The following is a 21,857-nucleotide window of genomic DNA, read 5'->3' as shown; positions in this document are numbered from 1 at the left end:
CCCGGGGTTTCGCTCATGCGCGATTAGGGTGTTGAGGCATGAAAAAGATGGCGGCTTTGGTGTGCGCGACGGCGCTGGCTACGACGGCGCTTGTCGCGTGTACGCCTAAGCCGCCTTCTGCGCAGCCGGTGGCGCAGCAATTTGCCCAGGCGCTGGAGCAGCGGGACATGGAGGCCCTGGGCCAGGTGGTCTCACAGCCTGCCCAGGCCACCGAGGTTGTCGAGGCCACCTTTAGCGGCCTGCAAGCTGAGAGCGTGGACATCGAGCTCGACCGCGTAGAGCAGCAGGAATCCCTGGCTACGGCGCATTACACGGTGCGTTGGATGCTGCCGCGGCAGCGGACGCTGGACTATGAGGCATCGGCAGTGTTGACCAAGCAGGGGCAGGAATGGACGGTGGACTGGCAGCCTTCGGTGCTGCACCCGCGCTTAGGCGCGCACCAGCACTTGGAGTTGCGCCCGGTCGCTGCTGAGCGGGCCTCAGTGGTTAGTTCCGATGGGGTGGAGCTGCTCACCCCCGGCCTGCAGTACCGCTTGCTGGTGGATACTAAGTCTGCTGATACCGCCCGGGTCGCCGCCGCCTTAGCCCCCCTGGTGGCCCAGGATCCCGCCGAGCTTGCCGATGCCCTGGCAAAGGCCTCAGGTGTCTACTCCGTTGGGCTCTATGACGATGCCGTTGAGCGCGAGGTCATGGCCCTGGGGCTTGCGGGCGTGCGATTTAACGAGGAACCGGCGCTGACGGTGCGGGAGGAAGGCTTTGCCACTGATATTTTGTCCCGCGTGCGCACTCTCGTTGCGGACCGTTTGGATGGGACAAACGGCTGGCGTGTGGCGGTGGTTAATGAAAACGGTGCGTCGTTGACCGATATCGAGTATCACGCAGCCCAGCCTTCCCCGGCCATTCGGGTGGGCCTGGACTACAACGTGCAGCGCGCAGCTGAGGCCGCGGTAAACCTGCGGGCAGATTCCGAGGCAATGATTGTGGCCATGCGCCCGTCAACCGGGGAAATTCTGGCGGTGGCACAGACGGCTGCGGCCGATAAGCGTGGCGACCTGGCGCTAAGTGGGCAGTTCCCGCCGGGTTCGGTGTTTAAGATTCTTACGGCAGGAGCGGGTATAGACAAGCAAGGCCTTGACTCTGGTTCCATCGTGCCCTGCCCGGGAACCATGAACCTCTACGGGCGCGTGGTGACAAACTACAATGGCTTCGGATTGGGCTCGGTGCCGCTAGAGCAGGCCTTTGCGCGTTCCTGCAACACCACGTTTGCAGATATTTCTACCCGGCTGGAGCAAGGTGAGCTCAAACAGGAGGCCAAGCGTTTTGGTTTAGGGATTGACTATGACATCCCGGGTTTGACCACCGTGACTGGCTCAGTGCCGGAAGGCGAGACGCCGCTTGAGCGCACGGAGGCCGGTTATGGTCAGGGCCTGGACTTGGTCAGCCCCTTTGGGATGGCGCTGGTGTCTTCCACGGTGGCTGCAGGTGTGCGTCCGGTGCCGCGGCTGATTGCGGGGGAGAAGACCACCCCCTCAGAGGAGATTGACGGCCCCGCCCCGCACGTGATTGAAAATCTGCGCACCATGATGCGCTCTACTGTAACCAGCGGTACTGCTGCGGGCATGCGAGCCGGCGGGGAGATTTACGGCAAGACCGGTGAGGCCGAAATTACCGGTGGTTCCCACGCGTGGTTTACCGGTTTCCGTGATGATGACATTGCTTTTGCCACCCTGGTGGTCCTGGGGGGCGGATCGGAGACCTCCGTGGCGTTGACGGATCACTTCTTCCGCACCCTGGATGACTTGCGCTCCCGCCCTAACCCCGGGCTTTAAATCCCGGCAGGGCGGGACCTTGAGTCGCAATCCCGGGTGAGCCTTACCCCGCCGGGAGAAGTGGCGTGCGGGACGGTTACCATGGTGGCTATGACTAATCGCGGAATGCTGACCCCCGGAACGCCTACTCCTGTACGCACGGTGCCCAAGCACATCGAGCGCCCAGAGTACGTGTGGAAGGACAGCGCACAAGAAAACATCGGGGAGCCCTTTGTCCAGACACCGGAGGTTATCGAGGCGATGCGGGAGACCTCGCGCATTGCTGCCAATGCCTTGAAGGTGGCTGGCGCTGCGGTGGCCCCAGGGGTGACCACCGATGAGATCGACCGGGTAGCCCACGAGTACATGTGCGACCATGGCGCCTACCCCTCCGACCTGGGGTACTTGCATTTCCCCAAGTCCGTGTGCATTTCTCTCAATGAGATTGTGTGCCATGGCATCCCGGATAGCACAGTTATCCAGGATGGGGACATTGTTAATATCGACGTCACGGCCTTCAAACACGGTGTGCACGGCGACTGCAATGCCACCTTCCTGGCTGGCAATGTGGCTGAGGAACACCGCCTTTTGGTGGAGCGCACCAAGGAGGCAACCTTGCGCGCTATTAAGGCTGCGAAGCCAGGGCGCGAGATCAACGTGATTGGTCGGGTGATTGAGTCCTACGCCAACCGATTTGGTTACAACGTGGTGCGGGACTTCACCGGCCACGGAATTGGCCCCACGTTCCACAATGGCTTAGTGGTGTTGCACTATGAGAACACCACGTATCGCAACATCCTGGAGCCGGGCATGACGCTGACCATCGAGCCGATGATCAACTTGGGCGATCTGGACTACGAGATTTGGGACAACGGCTGGACTGTGCAAAACACTGACGGGAAGTTTAGCGCGCAGTTCGAGCACACCCTGGTCATCACAGAGGATGGTGCAGAGATTCTCACGCTGCCTGACGAGGACTAGATTCCTGACGCTGCGTAGTCGCCTGGCGCGGGCTAGCTGCCGACGGCGGCTAGAATCCTGACGCGTGCTAGCTGCTGATGCCGCTAGCTCCAGCTCGCAGAGATAAAAAAGAAGCGCACCCCGTGTGGGGTGCGCTTTATTCTATGCCGCAAGGTTGTGCGCTACTAGGTCCGTGGACTTAGCAACGCTTCCTGGGATTGCGGGTCTTCTGGCTTAGAAGGTCTGCCGGTTTAGCGGAAGATCGAATCCAGGATGTGGTTCGGCAGAAGGCCGGTGTAGACGGCGTAGTTGTAGAGGGCGATCAATGCGCCAGCGATGGCGGTGCCCACCAGTGCGTAGGTGCCACCAGACCAGATGTTGACCCACTTGCCGTTGTCCGGGTTGTTGGAGGACAGGTCGGTGCCGGTGACGTAGCCCTTGTCGTTCTTGTTGTCGAGCTTGTGGGCATCGGTCTCAGCGCCGATCTTGGAGGAGAGGGTGGTGCCGCCGTTGCCGGTGGAGGACTGAGCGTTTGGCTTGGAGGACTGCTCGCCCTCGGTCTTAGCGGAGCCGGTTGCCTGGTTGTCGTTGGAGGACTGCTTGTTCTCAGTGGAGGACTGGTTGGTCTTCGCGTCGGAAGAGCCGGCGTCAGCAGCAGAAGCGATGGCAGTACCGGAGAAAGCTACAGCGACAGCGGTGGCTGCAGCGACGGCTGCGGTGCGGAAGTTACGCATAATAGGAGTTTGACCTTTCGGAGAGGTGGGGATGGGTTGTCGTCGCTGCGATTAGCGGAAGGACGGGCCGTGGACGAAGAAGTTGTGGATCGGGCCAACAACCAGGCCCAGAACGGTAGCGATCAGGCTAGCGATGCCCAGGCCGTAGAAAGCCTTAGCCCAGTTCGGCTGCTCCTTGAAGTCCTCTTCAGCAGCAGCGGCACCCTTGGAGGAACCGAAGATGCCAACACCCTGTGCCGGCTGGTCCTTTTGCAGCCAAGCATCGATCTTGGAGGAGGTCTCCGACTTCTTGTCAGCATCGGTCTTGGCGGAGCCAGTCGGGGCGGTGCCCTTGTCGGAAGAGCCCTTGTTCTCCTGCTTTGCGGAACCCTTGTCGTTGTTTGCGGAGCTCTGCTCGTTGTTTGTGGAGCTCTGGCTCTCCTTGGAGGAGCTCTTGTCGTTTTGGTCGGAGCTCTGCTGAGCGGTGTTGGAGCCGCCGGGGGTTTCCTGAGCAACAGCTACGGTGGTGCCGCCAAAGGCGACTGTAAGTGCGGTTGCGCCAGCGATGGCTGCATTGCGAATACGCATATCAAATAGTCCTTAAATGTCGTACGGGCAAGGCTTCCAGGCTGGAAACCTCGTGTTACTGGCAGCCGGGGCTACCGGTTCACACTCGGTCGCCGGTCGAACGGCTGGGGCCGGTGTCGCAAGTAACCTTAGCCGCAGCCGTTAGAAAGTGCACGTCATTCTGTGAAACGCTGGCTAGATTGCTGGAAAATCCCCCCGTCTTTACCGTAGTGAAATGGTCTAGGCGGAGGGTAAAGTCCGATGTTAAATCGCAGTTGTTACGGATGTGGTTATTGTGACGGGGGTAGTGGTGATTTCTATCACGTAACGCGATTTAGTCGAAATCAAGGCCTAGAACAGCGTTTTCTGTCACTTCAGGCAGGGCAGGGTGAATCCAGTATTGACGGCGGGCAAAGTCGCGCAGATCAATGTCGTAGGCCATTACGGTAATCATCTGCTGGATAAGCGTCGATGCCTGTGGACCGTAGTAATGTGCGCCCAGCAGGCGGCCGGTGGCGCGGTCTGCGACCAGCTTGCATACCCCGGTGCTGTCTTCCATCGCCCAGCCATAGGCCACATCACCGTAGTTTTGCACCTTCACCGTAACGTCAAAGCCTTGGCCGCGGGCCTCTTGCTCGGTCATGCCGACAGTGGCAATCTGCGGGTGAGTAAAGACAGCGGAGGGCACCAGGTCGTGCGGCATCGGCTGCAGGGACTCTGGGTGCAAAAGATTGTGCGCTACCGCGCGAGTCTCCGCATTGGCCACGTGCTTGAGCATGTACGGCGAGCTAACATCCCCCAACGCCCACACGCCCTGCGCCTCCGTGCGCCCAAATTCGTCTACCTTAATCCGCCCATCTTCATGCATGCCGATGCCCCCTGCCGCAAGGTTCATCTGATCCCCGTTCGGCTGGCGGCCGGTGGCGACCAAGATGGCCTCGGCCTCGATAACCTCTCCGGTATCCAGGGTCAGCCGCACCCCGTCAGGGGTCTCTTCCAGTTGGGTGCCCGAGCCGATGCGTACATCGAAACGCTGCCGGACATCGTGGTTGAAGCGCTCCGCTAAGTCCTGGTCCAGAAAACGCAGGAGCTTCTCGGAACGGTTGACAATGGTCACCTGCGTGCCCAGGCCGTCAAAGACGTGGGCGAACTCCATGGCAATGAACCCGCCGCCCACCACAATGAGGCTGCGCGGCTGAGTTGGGGTGCGCATAATGTCCTCATTGGTGTAGAACTTCACCCCGGAGTTGGCGTAGACCTCCGGAATAATCGGCCGGGAGCCGGTAGCAATGACAATCTGCCCCCCGGCAATGGTCTGCCCGCCGACCTCAATGGTCTTAGGTCCAATAAAGCGCGCATGTTGGTCATAGACTGTGATGTTGGGGGTTTCCTCCCCGCGGCGGTAGGCCTCGCCGCCTGCAGCAATCTTGTCGATGCGCTGCGTGAAAACCCGATCCACAATCGCTTCCCAGCGCACGGAGTTGACCTGGGCATCGACCCCCAGGGCGGAGGCCTCGCGGGCGGCTAAGGCGACATCGGCAGCATAGACGTACATCTTGGTAGGAATGCAGCCAACATTCATGCACGTCCCGCCAAACTTGCCCTTTTCAATAATGGCAATCGACAGGCCATCAAACTCGGGGCTTGGGATGGAATTACCGGATCCGGCACCAATAATAATCAGGTCATAGTGAGCTGTAGCTTGGGACATCAAGGATTCCTTTTGACTGTGTGAAAATACTTCGGGGTGGACAGTGGTTTGGGCAGTGGTTTGGGCAGTGGTTTGGGCGATGGTTCAGCTAGTGGTTTAGACAGTGGATTAGACAGTGGCGGGGACGTGGGTGTCCAGCCAGCTATCGACGATACCGAATACTTCTTGGCGCACGGAGGCCTTCGAGGCAAAGGCCTCATGCCGGGCTCCATGCACCGGCCGTAACGTACAGTCGCGCCCCAAGGTGGGAGCCCACGTCATGGTTTGTCGGACGTCTACTACGCAATCAACGTAGTTAATCTCCTCTGAATAGGGCTCACCCAGAATCGAGCGCGTGGAACAAACCGTCAGATAGGGCACGCCCACATCCACACCCGAGTGGAGTTTTTTAAAGCTGGCCAAGACCGCGCGCAGCCAGCCGAGGTACTTGCGGTGGCCACCCAAGGGCTTGAACTCTAAGTCAAAGTTCCACTCCCCGTGGTGGCTGGCGTGCATCGATTCGCCAAAGGCGGTGAGGTTGCCGCCAGGAAAGGCAATCTTGGGCCAGCGCTTGCCCACCGCATCAATCACGGGGGCGCCAGCCTTGAGTAGTGGCTTGGGTACATTCATCATGTCTAGCCACGGGCCATTGAGAATCAGCCCTTGCACGCCCGCAGGCCTCTGGGAGTCGAGCCACAAGGAACAAATTAGCCCGCCTGTAGAGTGCCCCATCGGCACCACTCCCGGGTGGCCTAGCCGAGTGAGAATCTCCACCGTCTGGCCAAGCTCCCGGTAATACACTGACAGGTCCGTGGCGTAGTGCCAGGTTTGCCCTGGTCGGCGGGAGCGGCCGCACTTGCGCAAGTCCAGGGCATAAAACGCGTAGCCAGCATCGAAGTAGTGCCGGGCCACGTGGGCGGAAAAGAAGTAGTCGGACATGCCGTGGACCCACAGGAGGGCGGGGCGGGAGGGGGAATCGGCAAGCACAGCCTGCTCCAGGCCTAAGGGATCGGTGCCGGGACGGTAGGTGACCACAGTGGCTACTGCGGTGCCCTCACCATCCGGGTCCGGGCCCAAGTCGAGGGTGGCACGGTAGAAATCAGCGCCCAGGATGTCGGGCTCCCACTGCAATGAATCAGTCTGCATTGAATCAGTCATGCGCTCTACATTAGGTGCCCGGGTGTGGTAACGGCGGCAAGGCGCCACCGTGGTCAAAACGGGCGCGGGCACGCTGGAAGATACCCGAACATGAGGGGAGCCTATGATCCATATGGGCGCGCAGGGGCGTAGAGTGTTTGCTTAATGCGAGCGCGCAAGGGATTTTTCAACCTTGGGTGGTGTCACATCCCGACGGAGGGCCGCTGGCCACTCGCCGCAGTGTGAAGCGCGGGTTACACCCGCACGAGGTGCCGCCTGGGCAGGGGATCTCTTGCAGCGCCGCGATGAATAATCCGAAGTGCTCAAGACTGCTAAAACCAAAAGAGGTAATAGAACGTGTCCTCCGCAAAGAAGACCGCACAGGTCACTGAAGAAGTAGATGTAGCGCTCATCGGCGCCGGAATCATGAGCGCCACCCTGGGCGCCATGCTGCGGGAGCTGGAGCCCAGCTGGACGCAAATGGTGTTCGAGCGCCTGGACGGCCCCGCTCTGGAGTCCTCCTCCCCGTGGAACAACGCTGGCACCGGCCACTCCGCACTCTGCGAGCTCAACTACACCCCGGAAAAGAACGGCAAGATCGACGTCTCCAAGGCGCTGGGCGTCAATGAAAAGTTCCAGGTCTCCCGCCAGTTCTGGGCACACCAGCTCAACAATGGCATCCTGACCGACCCCAAGGCCTTCATCAACCCGGTCCCGCACGTGTCCTTCGCGCAGGGCGAAATCCAGGTGGACTACCTCAAGCGCCGCTATGATCTGCTCTCCGGCAACCACATGTTCCCCAACATGAAGTTCACCGCAGACGAGGCCGAATTCGCTGACATGCTACCGCTCATGGCCAAGGGCCGTGACTTCAGCTCCCAGAAGGTGGCAATTTCTTGGACCGAGGCGGGCACCGACGTCAACTTTGGCGCCCTGACCAAGCAGTTCTTGACCGCCGCGAAGGCCGCCGGCACGGAAATCCGTTATGGCAATGAGGTAGTAGACATCAAGCGCGACGGTTCCAACTGGAAGGTGTACGCCAAGAACGTCCACACCGGGGACTACTCCGTGGTGCGCGCGAAGTTCGTCTTCGTCGGCGCGGGCGGCTACGCCCTGGACCTGCTGCGCAAGGCGGGTGTGCGTGAGGTCTCTGGCTTTGCCGGTTTCCCGGTGTCTGGCCTGTGGCTGCGCGCCAAGAACCCGGAGCTGGTGGAGCAGCACTCCGCCAAGGTCTACGGCAAGGCAGCCGTGGGCGCTCCACCGATGTCGGTGCCCCACCTGGACACCCGCGTCATCGACGGGGAGAAAGGCCTGTTGTTTGGTCCCTATGGTGGCTGGTCGCCGAAGTTCCTCAAGAAGGGTTCCTACCTGGACCTGTTCAAGTCCATCCGTCCGGATAACATCCCGTCCTACTTGGGTGTGGCCGTGCAGGAGTTCGGCCTGACCAAGTACCTGGTCTCCGAGGTGGCTAAGAGCTTTGAAAAGCGCGTCGAAGCGCTCAAGGAGTACGTGCCTTCTGCAGATCCTAACGACTGGGAAACCGTGATCGCCGGCCAGCGCGTGCAGGTGATCAAGCCTGCAGGGGCCCCGCACTTCGGCACGTTGGAATTTGGCACCACGCTGGTCAACAGCCCGGAAGGTTCCATCGCTGGCCTGCTGGGTGCTTCCCCGGGTGCGTCGATTACCCCGGCAGTGATGGTGGAGCTGCTGGAGCGTTGCTTCGGTGAGCACATGATCCACTGGGCCGATAAGATCCAGGAAATGATTCCGTCCTACGGCGAGAAGCTGGCCAAGAACAAGAAGCTCTACGAAGAGATGTGGGAGTTCACCCAGAAGACTCTGCAGCTCGACGAGTCCTAGTACGCGGCAGCGCGGGCGAAGGCAGGCCGGGAGTGCTCGGCTCCTAGACCTGCCCGGAATCTAGCGTGCCGCGTACACGCACCGTGGCGGTGCCGCCGACCCAAATGTCGGTGCCGTCATCGTCGATGTAGACGCGGCCATTGCGGCCTACGCTCCCACCCTGGGCCACCGTGTAGCTCGCCGGAACCAGCTGGCGGGCGCGCAAAAACTGGGCGGCGCCGCCATTAAAGGAGCCGGTGACCGGGTCCTCGAAGGTGGGGGTAAATGCCCGCACCTCATACAGCGGCGCCGTGGGGTCGGCGGCGCCGGTCATTCCCACCACGCCGACCTTGAGGTCCCCGGTGAAGGAGGGGCACAGGGCGCGCACGGAGGGGGCATCGGCAAGCTGAAGCAAACACCAACCAGGGCCGTTGTCCACCCAGCCATGCGCAGTGACCTCCTGCGGAGCAATGCCCACAAACTCGCAAGCCTGTGCTAACTCCTGTGGGCTGAGCTCCCCCTCGCGCTGCAGGGGCGGGGTGGCAAAGGCAAAACGCTCACCCTGGCGGCGTACCACTACCTTGCCGATGCCGCACTCCTGCACCAGGTCGCCTGTAGTTCCGCTGAGATGGGCATAAGCCGCTGCTGCGCCGAGCGTCGGATGCCCGGCAAAGGGGAATTCCTCAACCGGGGTAAAGATCCGCACACGATAATCCGCACCAGGGGTGGTGGGTGCGCACAGGAACGTGGTTTCGGAGAAATTGATCCAGGCGGCGATGCGCTGCATCTGGGCGGTAGACAGGGCGTCGGCATCGGCAATAACTGCCACCGGATTGCCACTGAAGGCGCCTTGGGAGAACACATCGACTTCCATGTAGGGGTGTTGCATGGGCGTTAATCATAGGCGCTGGGCCGGGGAATAAGCTACAGGTATGGCTGTTAGCTTTCCTCCCGTAGACCCCATTCGTCGCATGGCCGATGGCACCTTGAAGCAGGTTAATCCCTTCTCCGGCACACAGGTGTGGACGGTGCCAGGGCGGGCTAACCGGCCCCTGCATTCCGATGCCCCGCCGCGGGAGTCCTTTGCCACCGCGCCGCTGGGGCAACACTGCGCCTTTTGCGCTGGGCGCAGGGTGGAAACACCGCCGGAGAAATCCCGCATGCTGGCCTCGGGGGAGATTGTGCAGGGGCTAAGTGCCGCGGAAACAGTGACCGCCCCGGCGCTATTTCGCCGGGTGCCCAACCTGTTTGAGATTGTCTCTTTTGAGTATTGGCAGGCCAATCATGGCTATGAGCTGGACCCGGCGGCTGCGGCGCGGATGGACGCCTACCTGGCCGACCCAACCGGGCGCGAGCACGTGCTGGCGGTGTTGCAGGCAAAACGGCACGCTGCCGGCCTGGAAGGGGAACTGAGTGAGCCTGAGTTGCGCCAGCAAGCCCGTGCTTTCTTCGGCGGGGGTCACGACATCATCATTGGCCCGCATCACTGGGATCTCTCCCGGCTTGGAGGTGCACACGTAGGCGGCAAAGAAACCGGCGGAGAAGACGCCCGGGCAAAGGCGGAATTAGCCGCGGCGGGCACGTTGAACCCGCAGGAGCATGCGCTATTTGTCCGCTTTACAGCCGAGTCCATGGCCGAGCTTTACGCGACTCACCCCCAAGCGGCGTACGTGGTGGCGTTTCAGAACTGGCTTGCACCCGCCGGGGCCTCTTTTGACCATCTGCATAAGCAGCTGGTGGCCATAGATGAGCTCTCCCATGCCGCGCAACAAGAACTCGCGCTCCTGGAGCAGCATCCGACGATGTACCAGGATTGGGCGCTGGACTACGCCGCTGCGCAAGGACTGATTATCGCAGCGAGTGACTCTGCGGTGCTCTTTGCCGGTTTTGGTCACCGCTATCCAACGCTAGAGGTCTATTCCACCGTGCCCGGAACGCCGTGGGAGCAGACCCCGCAACAGCAGCGGGCGGTCTCAGACCTGCTCCACGCCGCTCACGCTGCAGTGGGGCCTGCGGTAGCTAGCAATGAGGAATGGCACCACCAACCCCCGGGTGTGGCGCTGCCGCAGCCCTGGCGCGTGCTGCTCAAACTGCGCGTATCCACACTGGCAGGGTTTGAGGGTGGTACCAAAATCTATGTCAATACCATCTCCCCGTGGGCACTGCGGGAGAAAGTACTTGCTAACCTGCACCGACTGCGTGAGGCCGGCCGCCTGGCACCTGGGGTACGGCTGGAGGCGGAGGGAAACGGGGGCATCGGCAAGCTCTAGACCACCAGCACCAGCTCCTGGCCGCGCACCTCCACACGCATCTGGGCAGCCTCGGCGCAGGTAGCAACGTCTGCAATGCTAGCCGCCGGCTGCGGCGTCAGGGCCAGCACGCGGGCCAGCTGCCCCTTGTAGCTCTTATTAAAATGCGAGACCACCTTGCGGCTGCCATCCGGGAGCACGCATTCCACGCGCACAGTAATTGCGCCCGGGCCGCCCACTTTGCCCAGGTTTTGGTATGCGCCGGAGCGCATGTCGATGATCAGCTCACCGGACTCGCGCAGCTGGGTTAGCACGTTACGCAAAGCAGTGCCCCAGTGCGACTTCATCGTCGCACCCGCCAGCCTGGAAGTCCCGGACAGCCGATAGTGAGGGATCAAGTCCGTTGCACTCACCACGCCAAAGAGTGCGGAGCTAATGGCCAGGCGTTCGCGGGCGGAATCTGGCAGGGTGGGGGCGGCGAGGGCATCGTAAAGCACACCCGTGTAGCGCTCCACCGCAGGCAGAGTGGGGGAGCTAAACAGGAGCGTATTTGCCTCCACCTCCGCGCGATGCTTCTGCGACAGCTTCAGCACCCCCAAAGCCTCCTCCGGGTCCAGTGCCGCCAAGAGCTTGCCGATGCCCTCCCGCGTGGGGTTGAGCTCCGGAAACATCAGACTGCCTAGGTCAAGGGGTCCCTGGGTGCCGCCATGGGCTTTAGTCTCAGAAGGAGGGAGGATGATGAGCATATGCCTAGGGTAGCCGGGTATATTGAGAAACCATGATTACACGCCTATCTCAACTATTCCTGCGTACTCTGCGCGAAGACCCGGCTGACGCCGAAGTCACCAGCCATAAGCTTTTGGTACGCGCGGGATATGTCCGCCGTGCCGCCCCAGGTGTCTACACCTGGCTGCCATTGGGACTGCGCACCCTGCGCAAGATTGAAGACGTAGTGCGTGAGGAAATGAACGCCATTGGCGGGCAGGAAATGCTGTTTCCGGCCCTGCTGCCGCGCGAGCCTTACGAGCAGACGCAGCGCTGGACCGAATACGGCGATAACCTCTTCCGCCTGCAGGACCGCAAGGGCGCGGACATGCTGCTGGGGCCTACCCACGAAGAGATGTTTACCGGGGCGGTCAAGGACCTCTATTCGTCGTATAAGGACTTCCCGGTAACCCTGTACCAAATTCAGACGAAGTACCGTGACGAGGAGCGCCCGCGGGCGGGTATCTTGCGCGGCCGGGAGTTCGTGATGAAGGACTCGTATTCCTTCGACATGACAGACGCCGGGCTGGATGAGTCTTATGCGAAGCACCGCCGGGCGTACCAGAATATTTTTGACCGGCTCAAGATTGACTACGCCATCTGCAAGGCCACCTCTGGGGCCATGGGTGGTTCTGCCTCGGAAGAATTCCTGGCGGTCTCCCCTGCAGGTGAGGACACGTTCGTGCGCGCCACCGAGGGCGAATATGCAGCAAACGTGGAGGCAGTAGTGACTCCGGTGCCGCCGGAGGTGCCGCTGGAGGGCCAGCCTGCGCTGCAGGAGTACACGACCCCGAACGCGGAAACCATTGACACGCTGGTGGAGTGGGCGCGGGCCGAAGGTCTGCGCGTTGACGGACGTGAGGTCACCGGTGCGGACACTTTGAAGTGCATGATGGTAAAGACCGCGGCGCCGGTTGGTCCGGGCGAGGCCAAGGAGTGGGAGCTGGCAGGTGTGTTGATTCCGGGCGACCGGGCGTTGGATGAAAAGCGCCTGGAAGCCTCTTTGGAGCCGCTGGAGTTCGAGCTGGCGTCTGAGGCGGACTTTGCGCAGAATACATTTTTGGTCAAGGGCTATGTGGGGCCGCGGGCGCTTAATGCCCATGGGGTCAAGGTGTATGCCGACCCGCGGGTGGTCAAGGGCTCTGCCTGGATCACGGGCGGCGATGCCGCGAACGTGCACATTGCCCAGTGCGTGGCTGGGCGTGACTTTGAGGTGGACGAGTTCATCGAGGCCGCAGAAATCAAGGAGGGTGACCCGGCACCGGAGGGCCAGGGCACGCTGACGCTGGAGCGCGGTATAGAGCTGGGACACATTTTCCAGCTGGGACGGAAGTACACCGAAGCCTTTGATGTGCAGATTCTTGATGAAAACGGCAAGCGTGCGGTGCCAACCATGGGCTCGTATGGCATTGGCATTTCGCGCATGATGGCTGTGCTGGCTGAACAGCGTGCTGACGATAAGGGCTTGAACTGGCCGGTAGAGGTCGCGCCGTATCAGGTGCACGTTGCGGTGGCGAACAAGGACGCTGCTGCGTTGGAGGCCGGCGATAAGCTGGTGGCCGACTTGGATGCGGCGGGTATCGAGGTGCTTTTCGATGATCGTCCGAAGGTCTCCCCGGGTGTGAAGTTCAAGGACGCAGAGCTACTGGGTATGCCGTTTATTGCGGTGCTGGGGCGCTCTTTTGCAGACGGCATTATTGAACTGCGGATCCGTGGCGGGGAGACTCTGGAGGTTCCCGCTGCGGAGATCGTGGACAAGCTGGTGGAGCTGGTACGCGGTTAGGTGACAGTGTGCGCCTCGTGGGGCCACCAGAAGGTACCAGCCCAGGCGGACCGCTAGGGCTGTAAAGACGGCGGCCAGGCGCACACCTGCGGAGGTAATCACCCCGCCGGTGCTGTGGACAAACACACACCAGCCGCCATGATGATAGGTGCCAGCACTACCGCTGCGTGTGTGTCCGTCTGTCCCTTTTCTAGGTCGCTGGCCGCGCTAATCTTCTACCCGCGTGGGATCCATTCCGGCGGGCAGAGTCGATGTTACTGGCTCGGGCTGTACCAGAGCTCCGATGGCCATGACGCTGAAGCCAACGATAAGAAGAATGAGGCTGAGCCACCGCGATCATCGCGCGTGCACGGTAGACATAGACTCCGAGACTCTTGAAAAGAGGTCCACACCCCTGACCGCACGCACTTCTGGCCCCTTCCGTGCGCCTTCTTTGTTGAAGTCGCGCGGTTGGGGCTGTGTGCTTTCCGATGCCGCCAGCTTCCCACCGCCCGCCGGTGGCTGCTATCTGGCAAGAGGCCGTATACCTTCCGGCCGGTCCGCCTGCTGGCCGTGAGGCCGTTAGCTGGTCTGTTGGCGGCTAGCTTTCCGGTGGTGGTGTTGCCTGGCGGTGGGCTTGCGGTGGGGAGTCGGTGGGTTGGTAGTTGGTGGGTGTGGCTGATGGCGGTGTGGGCGCGGGCCGGGTTTGTATTGGTGGGGCGCCACCGGGTGCTTGCCACCCAACCCCGGTACCCATGCGTACCATCCGGCCCCGGGTTATTGGGATGCCATCTGGTGGGTGGTCCTCATTAGCACCGTTATGGTGCGGACACAGTGGGGTGAGGTTTGACATGTTGGTCTGGCCACCGTGGTTCCAGGGGTGGATGTGGTGGATCTGGCACTTATCAAACGGCAAGTGACAGCCTACCCAGGAGCATTCTGCTCCTTCGGCGAGTAGCAATAAGCGTTGCTTAGAGTTAGCGCTACGCGAATAACGGTACAAATCCAGAGGACCATGCTCACGCGATAGCGCTGCGATAAACCCATAGTCCAGGCACAACCGTTCCAGGAGGTCCTTGCCGGTGAGGATGGCGCCGTTGGAGGCGCGGACGCGGATATCGGCATCGGTGGGATAGCGGCCGGGGTTGTGCATCCGGTCGACGAACTCACAGATCTGATCCAGGTAGATGGGGATGATTGGGATGTAGCGTTGTTTGCCAGCGCCCCCGCCCCTGAAGGCTGCCAGGAAGCTTTCTACTTGGTCTTGAGGGTCAACCACAGCGTGGACGTCCATAATGTCCACGGACTTGCCTGTGGCTTTGAGCGTGGCTAGCCCATTAGCGTGGTGGGTGAGGCTTACGCCTTCTTTAACCTCACGCGGCTTGAGCAGTTTCTTTAGCTGCTCCCGGGCTACTGCTTCAATTTGTGCTGCAGGCGTTTTGCAGAGTTTGACGCGTAGTTTCCATTTGGCGAGTTTGTCGGCAACTCGCTTGGTTTTGGTCTCGATGAAGTCTAAGGCTTCAGCAGAATGTCCTTGGGTGCGGGCAGCGGTTAAGGCTTTGTATTGCAGGCCGGTAAACGAGGTCTGCCCGTAGTAGGTGTTATACAGCGTGACGTACTTGCGTGCGACAAGTGGGCATAGCCCGCTTGTCGTGAGGTCTTCGACGCTGTGGCCGGCGAATCCGGCTAGGGCGTCGATGACGGGGCCTTGGCCCGCAAGTAGTGTCTCGAAGTTCATGCCACCGAGAATAAACACTCTCGTGGGACGTTCGCAAGGGTTATCGGAAAATTGTCCACTCGAGTGTGCAATGAGGGTAAACTTTGGGACGATCTACCATGGCGGCGGGGGCACCCACACGGGGGTGACGCAACCCAGATTGGGGGTAGGCCGATCGCGGCGCACAAGCGGGATTGTGGTCGCGGTGTCAGTGCCGGGTCGTAGAGACGGGCCACGCGTAGGTGGCATGCGGTAGCGAGGGCAGTCGGGGTGCCGGCGGCAGGCGGTGGGGAGTGGCGGGACAGCTCCGGGCATCAAGCGGTGTGGAGTGGCGGGACAGCTCCGGGCACCAAGCGTTGGGGTGGGGCCTGCCGGGTGCTGGGGGCGGGTCCCGGGTGGCAGGTGTGGCAGGTAGGGGAGACGCTCGCAGCTTAAAGCGGTGTTGGGGCGCCGAGCAGCGCGGCCTGGCTGGACAGCCACAGGGTCCAGTCGGCGGGGGCATCGGCAGAGGAAGCAAAGTCGACTGCGGCGCGTTGCCATGCCAGTGTGGAGCTGGAACGTATCTGTTCGGCGGTGGCGGCGGTATCGGCAGGCTGGGTGCCGCGGGGAAGGGACAAGGAGGAGTCGGTATAGGCGGCGGCAGAGGGGGCATCGTTGGGAGGGAGGGCGGCCTGGAGTACTGCCAAGGCGGACTCGTGCTGCTGGAGTTGGGCGTCGATGTCAGCCTCCTGGGAGGGATCGGCAAAAGCACGGGTGACGTCCAAGGCCCAAATCGCCTGGTGTTCCCACTGGGCGAGGGTGCGGATGATTCCGGCGTGCTCTTCGCCAAGGGGCTGGTTGGGCTGCTGCGGGGGCTGCTGAGTGGTGCGCAAGGAGTCGATGGCCAGCGCAGTGAGCAGCGCGCGGGACTCCTGCGGGGTGGGGGCGGTGAGCAAGGCGTGGGGAATTTCCGCGGGGGTGAGCTGGCCGTGGTCCTGGGCAAGAGCGCGATTGATGGCCTCGCCGTCGCAACTGGCGGGAGGATGGCCAGTGTCATGGGTGCCGCACAGCCGGGAAATCTCTTCTACCAGCTTGGCCGATGCCTCCGGGGCAACCTCGGCAGTCTGCGCAGCCAATTCCACTAGGGTCGCGTCCGGGCGTGGGCCAACTAGCTGATCGAGAAGGTCGCTGGCCTGAGCGCAGCCAGTGAGTCCGGTGGCCGTCGCGCAACCGAGTGCCAGCACGCCAACCCTAAGGTGCGGGTGACGTTGGCGGGGCGAAGGACTGGAGTGGCGATTCACCCGATACACCCTACCTGGGGCGTGCGGCTGTAGGGTGGAGGCATGGCTTTTCCCACCACAGAAGCATTACTACCTCACGTTGAGCCTGTCGCGGCGGCGCATGGTTTAGACGTTGAACACATTAAGGCCACCCCGGCTGGTAAGAAATCCCAGGTAATTATCCGCGTTGACGGGGATGCGCGGCCGACCTCGGACCAGTTGGAGCAACTGTCTGGTCAGCTGTCCGAACTCTTTGACCAGCTGGAGTCCACGGGTGTGCTGAGCTTTGGCGCAGGTTATACGCTGGAGGTTTCTACCCCTGGGGTGGATCTGCCCTTAACACAGCCGCGCCATTTCCGTCGTAATCAGGGGCGGCTGGTGCGGTTGGGCGAGCGCCGCGTGCGTCTGGGGGCGCTTTCACCTGCAGAAGATGAGGTGATTCTCATTGCCACGAACGGCAAACGCCTGGAGTTGAGCGTGGAGCGAGTGGAAAACTGCGCGGGTGCAGTGGTAGAAATTGAGTTCTCAACCCCGTCGCAGTCGGAATTGGACGCGGTTGGTTATACGTTTGCACAAGGCGCCGAGGTGGCGCAGGCGAGAGGATAGGAATAAGTGAATATCGACATTTCGGCACTGCGGAGCATTCAGAACCAGCACGGTATCTCCGTAGACGATCTGCTCAGTACCATCGCGACCGCTTTGCTGCGTGCGTACCGTGAGTACCGGGCGATGGACGCAAAGCCCACCACCGCGAAATCTGCTGCCGCTAGGGCCGGAGTCGCAAAGCCCGGAGCCGGGCAGTCTGGTGCAGCTCAGTCTGGCTCCGGAGAGTCGCCGGTGGCCACCCCGGCGCAATTGGCAGCAGCCCGTGCGGCAGGCCAAGATGATGGTGCGGCTGATGCTCAGGGCGAGGGAGTACAGCCTGCGGGTGGGTTCCCGGCATCCAAGGCGCGAGTGGACATTGATGTGGAAACCGGCGCCGTGGCTGTCATTGTGAGCGAGTTGGACCCGGAGACCGGGGAAGTGACCAACGAATATGACGATACCCCGGCTAACTTCTCCCGTATTGGCGCGCTTGCGGTACGTGATTCCATCGTGCGCCGGCTGCGCGAAGCTGAGGCAGACCGCACTTATGATTCTTACAGCGAGTACACCGGCCAGATTGTCCACGGCGTAGTACAGCAGGATGTGCATGCAAATGCCCGCGGCATTGTGGTGGTCCAATTGGGCACTGAGCTGGAGTCTCAGGACGGTATCTTGTTACCGGCTGAGCAGATTCCGGGCGAGCGCCTGCAACACGGGGACCGCATTCGAGCCTACGTGGTGGGCGTGAATAAGAACGGTGCTATTGTGCAGGTGAACCTGTCACGTACTCACCCTGAGCTGGTACGCGGACTGTTTGAGCTGGAAATCCCGGAGGTTGCGGACGGTTCGGTGGAGATTGTGTCCATTGCCCGCGAGGCTGGGCATCGCTCCAAGGTTGCGGTGCGGGGCAATGCCAAGGGACTTAACGCTAAGGGCGCGTGTATTGGACCGAAGGGCGCGCGTGTGAACAACATTATGCGCGCGCTCAATGGGGAAAAGCTCGACATTATTGACTATCACGAGGATCCCGCGACCTTCGTGGGTAACGCCCTGGCTCCTTCCAAGGTGGTCCGGGTGGAGATTGTGGATTCCGAGGCCCAGGTAGCCCGTGTGGTGGTGCCGGATTATCAACTCTCACTGGCCATCGGTAAAGAGGGGCAAAATGCTCGCTTGGCTGCCCGTTTGACTGGCTGGAAGATTGACATCCATTCCGATGCCGAGGTGGTGGATTAGTCCTGCCACGGCGGGGTGCTCGCGTCTGCCCCTGTGGTGCCTGTTCGCCTGCCTCCCAGGGGCGCAATAGTCAGGACAGCTATGCCTCTAGCTTTTGCCTGTGGCTAAAAGTGCGGTCTAAAACGCCTGGTTTAAAAAACGCACCGGACTGGCGTACCATGGATAACGGCCCAAGAGCATTCGGTGCTTTCGGGAGCCTTGGCACGTGTAGTGAATGCGGATTTTAAGGAGCTGGCTGGATTGACCACCCCTCGCCTTCGCACGTGTATCGCTACCCGCAAGCGCCAACCTGATGTGCAACTATTGCGCGTGGTCATTGACCCTAATGACCCCCAGCGTCGGCGCATTTTGGCGGATCCGCACCGCAAACTGCCCGGAAGGGGAGCATGGTTGAGCCCGGATGTGGATGCTTTGGAGCTAGCGCAGCGCAACCGTGCCTTTGGGCGTGCGCTGCGAACGTCTGCCCATGTAGACACGGAGCACGTGCGTGCGTACCTGGACGCGAAGGCGTCGGGCAGCCCGCAGGTGCCTGGACATTCAGGTCCTCGCCCGTCTGAATGGCTTCCCAAGCCACAGGCGGAGTGCAAGGACACAGAAGTTTATAAGAGGAAGACCTAACACTGATGAGCGCACAACGATGAAGCATCAGCGATGAAAGTCGGAAGTTCAACTCTTGACGGCGGTTGTTAAAAGCCTTACGTAGTCTTTTCGCCGCCCTCAAGGACAACCAAGAGGAGACAAGTGGCCGGAAAGCTACGCGTTCACGAGCTCGCAAAACAGCTCGGAGTTACAAGTAAAGAACTGCTCGCTACCCTAAAGGAGCAGGGCGAGTTTGTTAAGACGGCATCTTCGACCATCGAACCGCCGGTGGTTAAGAAGATGCGGGCCCATTATGAGGCCAAGAATCCTGCAGGTCAGTCTGCCGATGCCCCCGGTGCTACCGCCGCTAAGCCTGGCAACGTGGCACCTAAGCCGGGTGCCGCGCCGAAGCCGGGTGCGGCAAAGCCTGGTGCACCCAAGCCGGGGGCGAGCGCCCCGAAGCCAGGTGCTTCTGCGGCACAGGGCAGTGCGGCTACGGCTAAGCCTGGCGCGCCGAAGCCGGGTGCGGCAAACGCTGCTGCACCGAAGCCGGGGGCGAGCGCCTCGAAGCCGGGCGGGGCTGGCGCGTCTAACGCACCGACCCCGCGGTCGATGCCCAAGCCAGGTGGTACCCGCCGTGTAGCCAATAACCCGTTCTCCACGGGTACGTCTGAGCGTCCGGGCCCCCGCCCGGGTGGGACCAAGGGGCCCCGTCCGGGGGCTAAGCCGGGTGCCAAGCCTGGTGAGGGCCGGGGCGGACGTCCCGGTGAGGGCCGCCAGGGCGGTCAGCCGCGCCCAGGTGGGCAGCCGCGTCCGGGTGGTACCGGTGGGCGTCGGCCTAGCCCGGCTATGATGCCTTCGCACCCGAACCCGGCAGCCATGCCGGCTAAGTCGGCTAGCGCCAGCGGTGCCGGTGGACGCGGGCGTCCGGGTGGACGTCCCGGTCAGGGCGGACCAGGCGGTGGCGGCCAGGGTGGCGGCTTCCGTGGCGGTCCTGGTGGCGGCCGCGGTGGACGCCGTGGTGGCACGGCTGGTGCTTTCGGGCGCCCGGGTGGCGCGCCGCGCAGGGGCAAGAAGTCCAAGCGTCAGAAGCGCCATGAGTACGAAGAGCAGCAAAAGCATGAGGTAGGCGGCGTACGTCTGCCTGATGGTGGTGGCAAGACCGTGCGCTTGCGCCGCGGTGCGTCTTTGGCTGACTTCGCAGAGAAGATCGGTGCGGATCCCGCAGCTTTGGTTCAGGCCCTGTTTAATTTGGGTGAGATGGTTACGGCTACTGCCTCGGTGTCTGAGGAGACCTTGCAGTTGCTGGGCGCGGAGATCCACTACGACGTTCAGGTTGTCTCGCCAGAAGATGAGGACCGCGAGCTGCTGGAGTCCTTTGACTTGCAGTTCGGCGAGGACGAAGGCGGCGAGGAAGCTCTGCAGAAGCGCCCGCCGGTGGTTACTGTTATGGGACACGTTGACCACGGTAAGACTCGCTTGCTGGATACCATCCGCAAGACTAACGAGCGCGAGGGCGAGGCCGGCGGCATCACCCAGGGCATTGGTGCTTACCAGACCACCGTGGAGCTCGAGGACGGCGAGCGCACCATCACCTTCCTGGATACCCCGGGCCACGAGGCGTTTACCGCCATGCGTGCCCGCGGTGCGAAGTCCACGGACTTGGCCATCTTGGTGGTTGCCGCGGACGACGGCGTGATGCCGCAGACGGTGGAGGCCATCAACCACGCTAAGGCTGCGGATATCCCGGTCGTGGTGGCGGTGAACAAGATTGATAAGCCGGAGGCACAGCCGGATAAGATTCGCGGCCAGCTCACCGAGTACGGTTTGGTTCCGGAGGAGTACGGCGGCGACACCATGTTCGTCAACATCTCTGCGAAGGCGGGCCAGAATATCGACGAGCTGCTTGAGGCGGTTATCTTGACTGCCGATGCCGCTCTGGAGCTCACCGCTAACCCGGACATGGACGCCCAGGGTGTGGCTATTGAGGCTCACCTGGACCGCGGTCGCGGTCCGGTGGCCACGGTCATCGTGCAGCGCGGTACGTTGCGCGTGGGTGATTCCATCGTGGTCGGTGGCTCCCATGGCCGCGTGCGCCGCATGCTCGATGAGTTTGGTAACGACGTCGAAGAGGCCGGCCCCTCCCGTCCGGTGCAAGTCCAAGGCCTCAACGGTGTTCCGGGCGCTGGCGATAACCTGCTGGTGGTTGAAGACGACCGGGTGGCCCGCCAGATTGCTGCGCAGCGTGACGCCCGCAAGCGCTCTGCACTGCAGGCCAAGGCACGCAAGCGTGTCTCCCTGGAGGATCTGGACGCTGTACTGAAGGAAACCTCGACGCTCAACCTCATCCTCAAGGGCGACAACGCCGGTTCTGTCGAGGCACTGGAAGATGCCCTGTTGGAGATAGAGATCGACGACGAGGTGCAGCTCAACATCATCGACCGTGGTGTTGGTGCGGTGACACAGACCAACGTGTCCTTGGCGGCGGCATCGGACGCCATCATCATTGCTTTCAACGTGCGTGCGGAAGGCAAGGCGACCGAGGAAGCAAACGCCGAGGGCGTGGATATCCGCTACTACACGGTTATCTACCGCGCTTTGGAAGAGGTCGAGGCTGCTCTCAAGGGCATGCTCAAGCCCATCTTCGAGGAGCGCGAGACTGGCGCGGCAGAAATTCGCGCGCTGTTCAAGTCCTCTGCAGTGGGCACCATCGCCGGCTGTATGGTCACCGACGGCAAGGTCAAGCGCAACGGCAAGGTCCGCATTGTTCGCGACGGCAACGTGGTGGTCTCCGACGCCAAGATCGAGTCGCTGCGTCATGAGAAGGATGACGTGACTGAGATGAGTGCCGGTTATGAGTGCGGTATGGTGTTGTCTTACCCGGATATCCAGGTAGGCGACATCGTCCAGGCTTACGAGGAAGTTGAGGTTCCGCGCTCCTAAGCGGCATACCCCGTCCTTGTGCCACCCAGCCCCCCGTTCCTAGATGGAATG

Annotated in this window: 17 protein-coding genes; 9 read left to right on the top strand and 8 right to left on the bottom strand. The window is 61.7% G+C overall.

Annotated elements, in window-relative coordinates; all coding sequences use genetic code 11:
- Nucleotides 1-38: 38 nt before the first annotated feature.
- Complete coding sequence (locus G7Y31_RS07475) at nucleotides 39-1,829, top strand: penicillin-binding transpeptidase domain-containing protein (protein WP_165006763.1); 1,791 nt, start codon at nucleotides 39-41, stop codon at nucleotides 1,827-1,829.
- Nucleotides 1,830-1,919: 90 nt separating this feature from the next.
- Nucleotides 1,920-2,789: a type I methionyl aminopeptidase gene (gene map, locus G7Y31_RS07470; protein ID WP_196823544.1), complete on the top strand. Its 870-nt coding sequence runs from the start codon at nucleotides 1,920-1,922 to the stop codon at nucleotides 2,787-2,789.
- 230 nt (nucleotides 2,790-3,019) lie between these two features.
- Here the strand turns inward: map and G7Y31_RS07465 are convergent, their stop codons facing one another.
- From G7Y31_RS07465 to G7Y31_RS07450, 4 genes are all read right to left on the bottom strand, one after another.
- Nucleotides 3,020-3,502: a hypothetical protein gene (locus tag G7Y31_RS07465; protein ID WP_165006760.1), complete on the bottom strand. Its 483-nt coding sequence runs from the start codon at nucleotides 3,500-3,502 to the stop codon at nucleotides 3,020-3,022.
- 51 nt (nucleotides 3,503-3,553) lie between these two features.
- Nucleotides 3,554-4,069 carry a hypothetical protein gene (locus G7Y31_RS07460; protein ID WP_165006757.1) on the bottom strand — a complete coding sequence of 172 codons (516 nt, stop codon included), beginning with the start codon at nucleotides 4,067-4,069 and terminating at the stop codon, nucleotides 3,554-3,556.
- Nucleotides 4,070-4,382: 313 nt separating this feature from the next.
- A complete protein-coding gene (mtr, locus tag G7Y31_RS07455; protein WP_196823543.1) occupies nucleotides 4,383-5,759 on the bottom strand; it encodes a mycothione reductase in 1,377 nt (458 codons plus the stop codon).
- 108 nt (nucleotides 5,760-5,867) lie between these two features.
- Nucleotides 5,868-6,896, bottom strand: a complete 1,029-nt coding sequence (locus G7Y31_RS07450) for an alpha/beta hydrolase (RefSeq protein ID WP_165006751.1) — start codon at nucleotides 6,894-6,896, stop codon at nucleotides 5,868-5,870.
- A gap of 336 nt (nucleotides 6,897-7,232) precedes the next feature.
- Here G7Y31_RS07450 and mqo point away from each other — a divergent pair, with 336 nt between their 5' ends.
- A complete protein-coding gene (gene mqo / locus G7Y31_RS07445; RefSeq protein ID WP_165006748.1) occupies nucleotides 7,233-8,735 on the top strand; it encodes a malate dehydrogenase (quinone) in 1,503 nt (500 codons plus the stop codon).
- A gap of 43 nt (nucleotides 8,736-8,778) precedes the next feature.
- Here the strand turns inward: mqo and G7Y31_RS07440 are convergent, their stop codons facing one another.
- Nucleotides 8,779-9,603, bottom strand: coding sequence for a PhzF family phenazine biosynthesis protein (locus G7Y31_RS07440; protein WP_165006744.1), 825 nt, complete (start codon nucleotides 9,601-9,603; stop codon nucleotides 8,779-8,781).
- Between the two features lie 43 nt (nucleotides 9,604-9,646).
- Here G7Y31_RS07440 and G7Y31_RS07435 point away from each other — a divergent pair, with 43 nt between their 5' ends.
- Nucleotides 9,647-10,984, top strand: coding sequence for a DUF4921 family protein (locus G7Y31_RS07435; protein WP_165006741.1), 1,338 nt, complete (start codon nucleotides 9,647-9,649; stop codon nucleotides 10,982-10,984).
- On the opposite strand, the gene yaaA is transcribed toward G7Y31_RS07435, so the two are convergent.
- Nucleotides 10,981-11,709: a peroxide stress protein YaaA gene (yaaA, locus tag G7Y31_RS07430; protein WP_165006738.1), complete on the bottom strand. Its 729-nt coding sequence runs from the start codon at nucleotides 11,707-11,709 to the stop codon at nucleotides 10,981-10,983. The two genes, G7Y31_RS07435 and yaaA, sit on opposite strands and share 4 nt — an antisense overlap.
- Nucleotides 11,710-11,741: 32 nt before the next feature.
- Here yaaA and G7Y31_RS07425 point away from each other — a divergent pair, with 32 nt between their 5' ends.
- A complete protein-coding gene (locus tag G7Y31_RS07425; RefSeq protein ID WP_165006735.1) occupies nucleotides 11,742-13,511 on the top strand; it encodes a proline--tRNA ligase in 1,770 nt (589 codons plus the stop codon).
- 580 nt (nucleotides 13,512-14,091) lie between these two features.
- On the opposite strand, the gene G7Y31_RS07420 is transcribed toward G7Y31_RS07425, so the two are convergent.
- Together G7Y31_RS07420 and G7Y31_RS07415 are read right to left on the bottom strand one after the other, a co-directional pair.
- Nucleotides 14,092-15,228 (bottom strand): HNH endonuclease signature motif containing protein, encoded by a 1,137-nt coding sequence (locus tag G7Y31_RS07420; protein WP_165006732.1) that lies wholly within the window; start codon nucleotides 15,226-15,228, stop codon nucleotides 14,092-14,094.
- 410 nt (nucleotides 15,229-15,638) lie between these two features.
- The gene (locus G7Y31_RS07415) at nucleotides 15,639-16,430 is read right to left on the bottom strand and encodes a hypothetical protein (protein ID WP_196823542.1); all 792 of its coding nucleotides are present in this window, start codon (nucleotides 16,428-16,430) and stop codon (nucleotides 15,639-15,641) included.
- 99 nt (nucleotides 16,431-16,529) lie between these two features.
- Here G7Y31_RS07415 and rimP point away from each other — a divergent pair, with 99 nt between their 5' ends.
- From rimP to infB, 4 genes are all read left to right on the top strand, one after another.
- Nucleotides 16,530-17,072: a ribosome maturation factor RimP gene (rimP, locus tag G7Y31_RS07410; protein WP_165006728.1), complete on the top strand. Its 543-nt coding sequence runs from the start codon at nucleotides 16,530-16,532 to the stop codon at nucleotides 17,070-17,072.
- A gap of 6 nt (nucleotides 17,073-17,078) precedes the next feature.
- Nucleotides 17,079-18,284, top strand: a complete 1,206-nt coding sequence (nusA, locus tag G7Y31_RS07405) for a transcription termination factor NusA (RefSeq protein ID WP_244977358.1) — start codon at nucleotides 17,079-17,081, stop codon at nucleotides 18,282-18,284.
- Between the two features lie 198 nt (nucleotides 18,285-18,482).
- Nucleotides 18,483-18,902, top strand: coding sequence for a YlxR family protein (locus G7Y31_RS07400; protein ID WP_165006725.1), 420 nt, complete (start codon nucleotides 18,483-18,485; stop codon nucleotides 18,900-18,902).
- 123 nt (nucleotides 18,903-19,025) lie between these two features.
- Nucleotides 19,026-21,806, top strand: a complete 2,781-nt coding sequence (gene infB, locus G7Y31_RS07395) for a translation initiation factor IF-2 (protein WP_165006722.1) — start codon at nucleotides 19,026-19,028, stop codon at nucleotides 21,804-21,806.
- The last annotated feature ends 51 nt before the right edge of the window (nucleotides 21,807-21,857 follow it).

This window comes from Corynebacterium lizhenjunii (genome assembly GCF_011038655.2).
Classification (GTDB): domain Bacteria; phylum Actinomycetota; class Actinomycetes; order Mycobacteriales; family Mycobacteriaceae; genus Corynebacterium; species Corynebacterium lizhenjunii.
This window is presented reverse-complemented; position numbering and strand designations above follow the sequence as displayed.

Bases quoted from the DNA above. Each gene is read 5' to 3' on its own strand.
- mtr (WP_196823543.1), bottom strand. From the start codon at position 5,759: ATGTCCCAAGCTACAGCTCACTATGACCTGATTATTATTGGTGCCGGA.
- G7Y31_RS07460 (WP_165006757.1), bottom strand. From the start codon at position 4,069: ATGCGTATTCGCAATGCAGCCATCGCTGGCGCAACCGCACTTACAGTC.
- G7Y31_RS07440 (WP_165006744.1), bottom strand. From the start codon at position 9,603: ATGCAACACCCCTACATGGAAGTCGATGTGTTCTCCCAAGGCGCCTTC.
- map (WP_196823544.1), top strand. From the start codon at position 1,920: ATGACTAATCGCGGAATGCTGACCCCCGGAACGCCTACTCCTGTACGC.
- G7Y31_RS07435 (WP_165006741.1), top strand. From the start codon at position 9,647: ATGGCTGTTAGCTTTCCTCCCGTAGACCCCATTCGTCGCATGGCCGAT.
- G7Y31_RS07420 (WP_165006732.1), bottom strand. From the start codon at position 15,228: ATGAACTTCGAGACACTACTTGCGGGCCAAGGCCCCGTCATCGACGCC.
- G7Y31_RS07475 (WP_165006763.1), top strand. From the start codon at position 39: ATGAAAAAGATGGCGGCTTTGGTGTGCGCGACGGCGCTGGCTACGACG.
- rimP (WP_165006728.1), top strand. From the start codon at position 16,530: ATGGCTTTTCCCACCACAGAAGCATTACTACCTCACGTTGAGCCTGTC.
- G7Y31_RS07465 (WP_165006760.1), bottom strand. From the start codon at position 3,502: ATGCGTAACTTCCGCACCGCAGCCGTCGCTGCAGCCACCGCTGTCGCT.
- G7Y31_RS07425 (WP_165006735.1), top strand. From the start codon at position 11,742: ATGATTACACGCCTATCTCAACTATTCCTGCGTACTCTGCGCGAAGAC.
- yaaA (WP_165006738.1), bottom strand. From the start codon at position 11,709: ATGCTCATCATCCTCCCTCCTTCTGAGACTAAAGCCCATGGCGGCACC.
- G7Y31_RS07450 (WP_165006751.1), bottom strand. From the start codon at position 6,896: ATGACTGATTCAATGCAGACTGATTCATTGCAGTGGGAGCCCGACATC.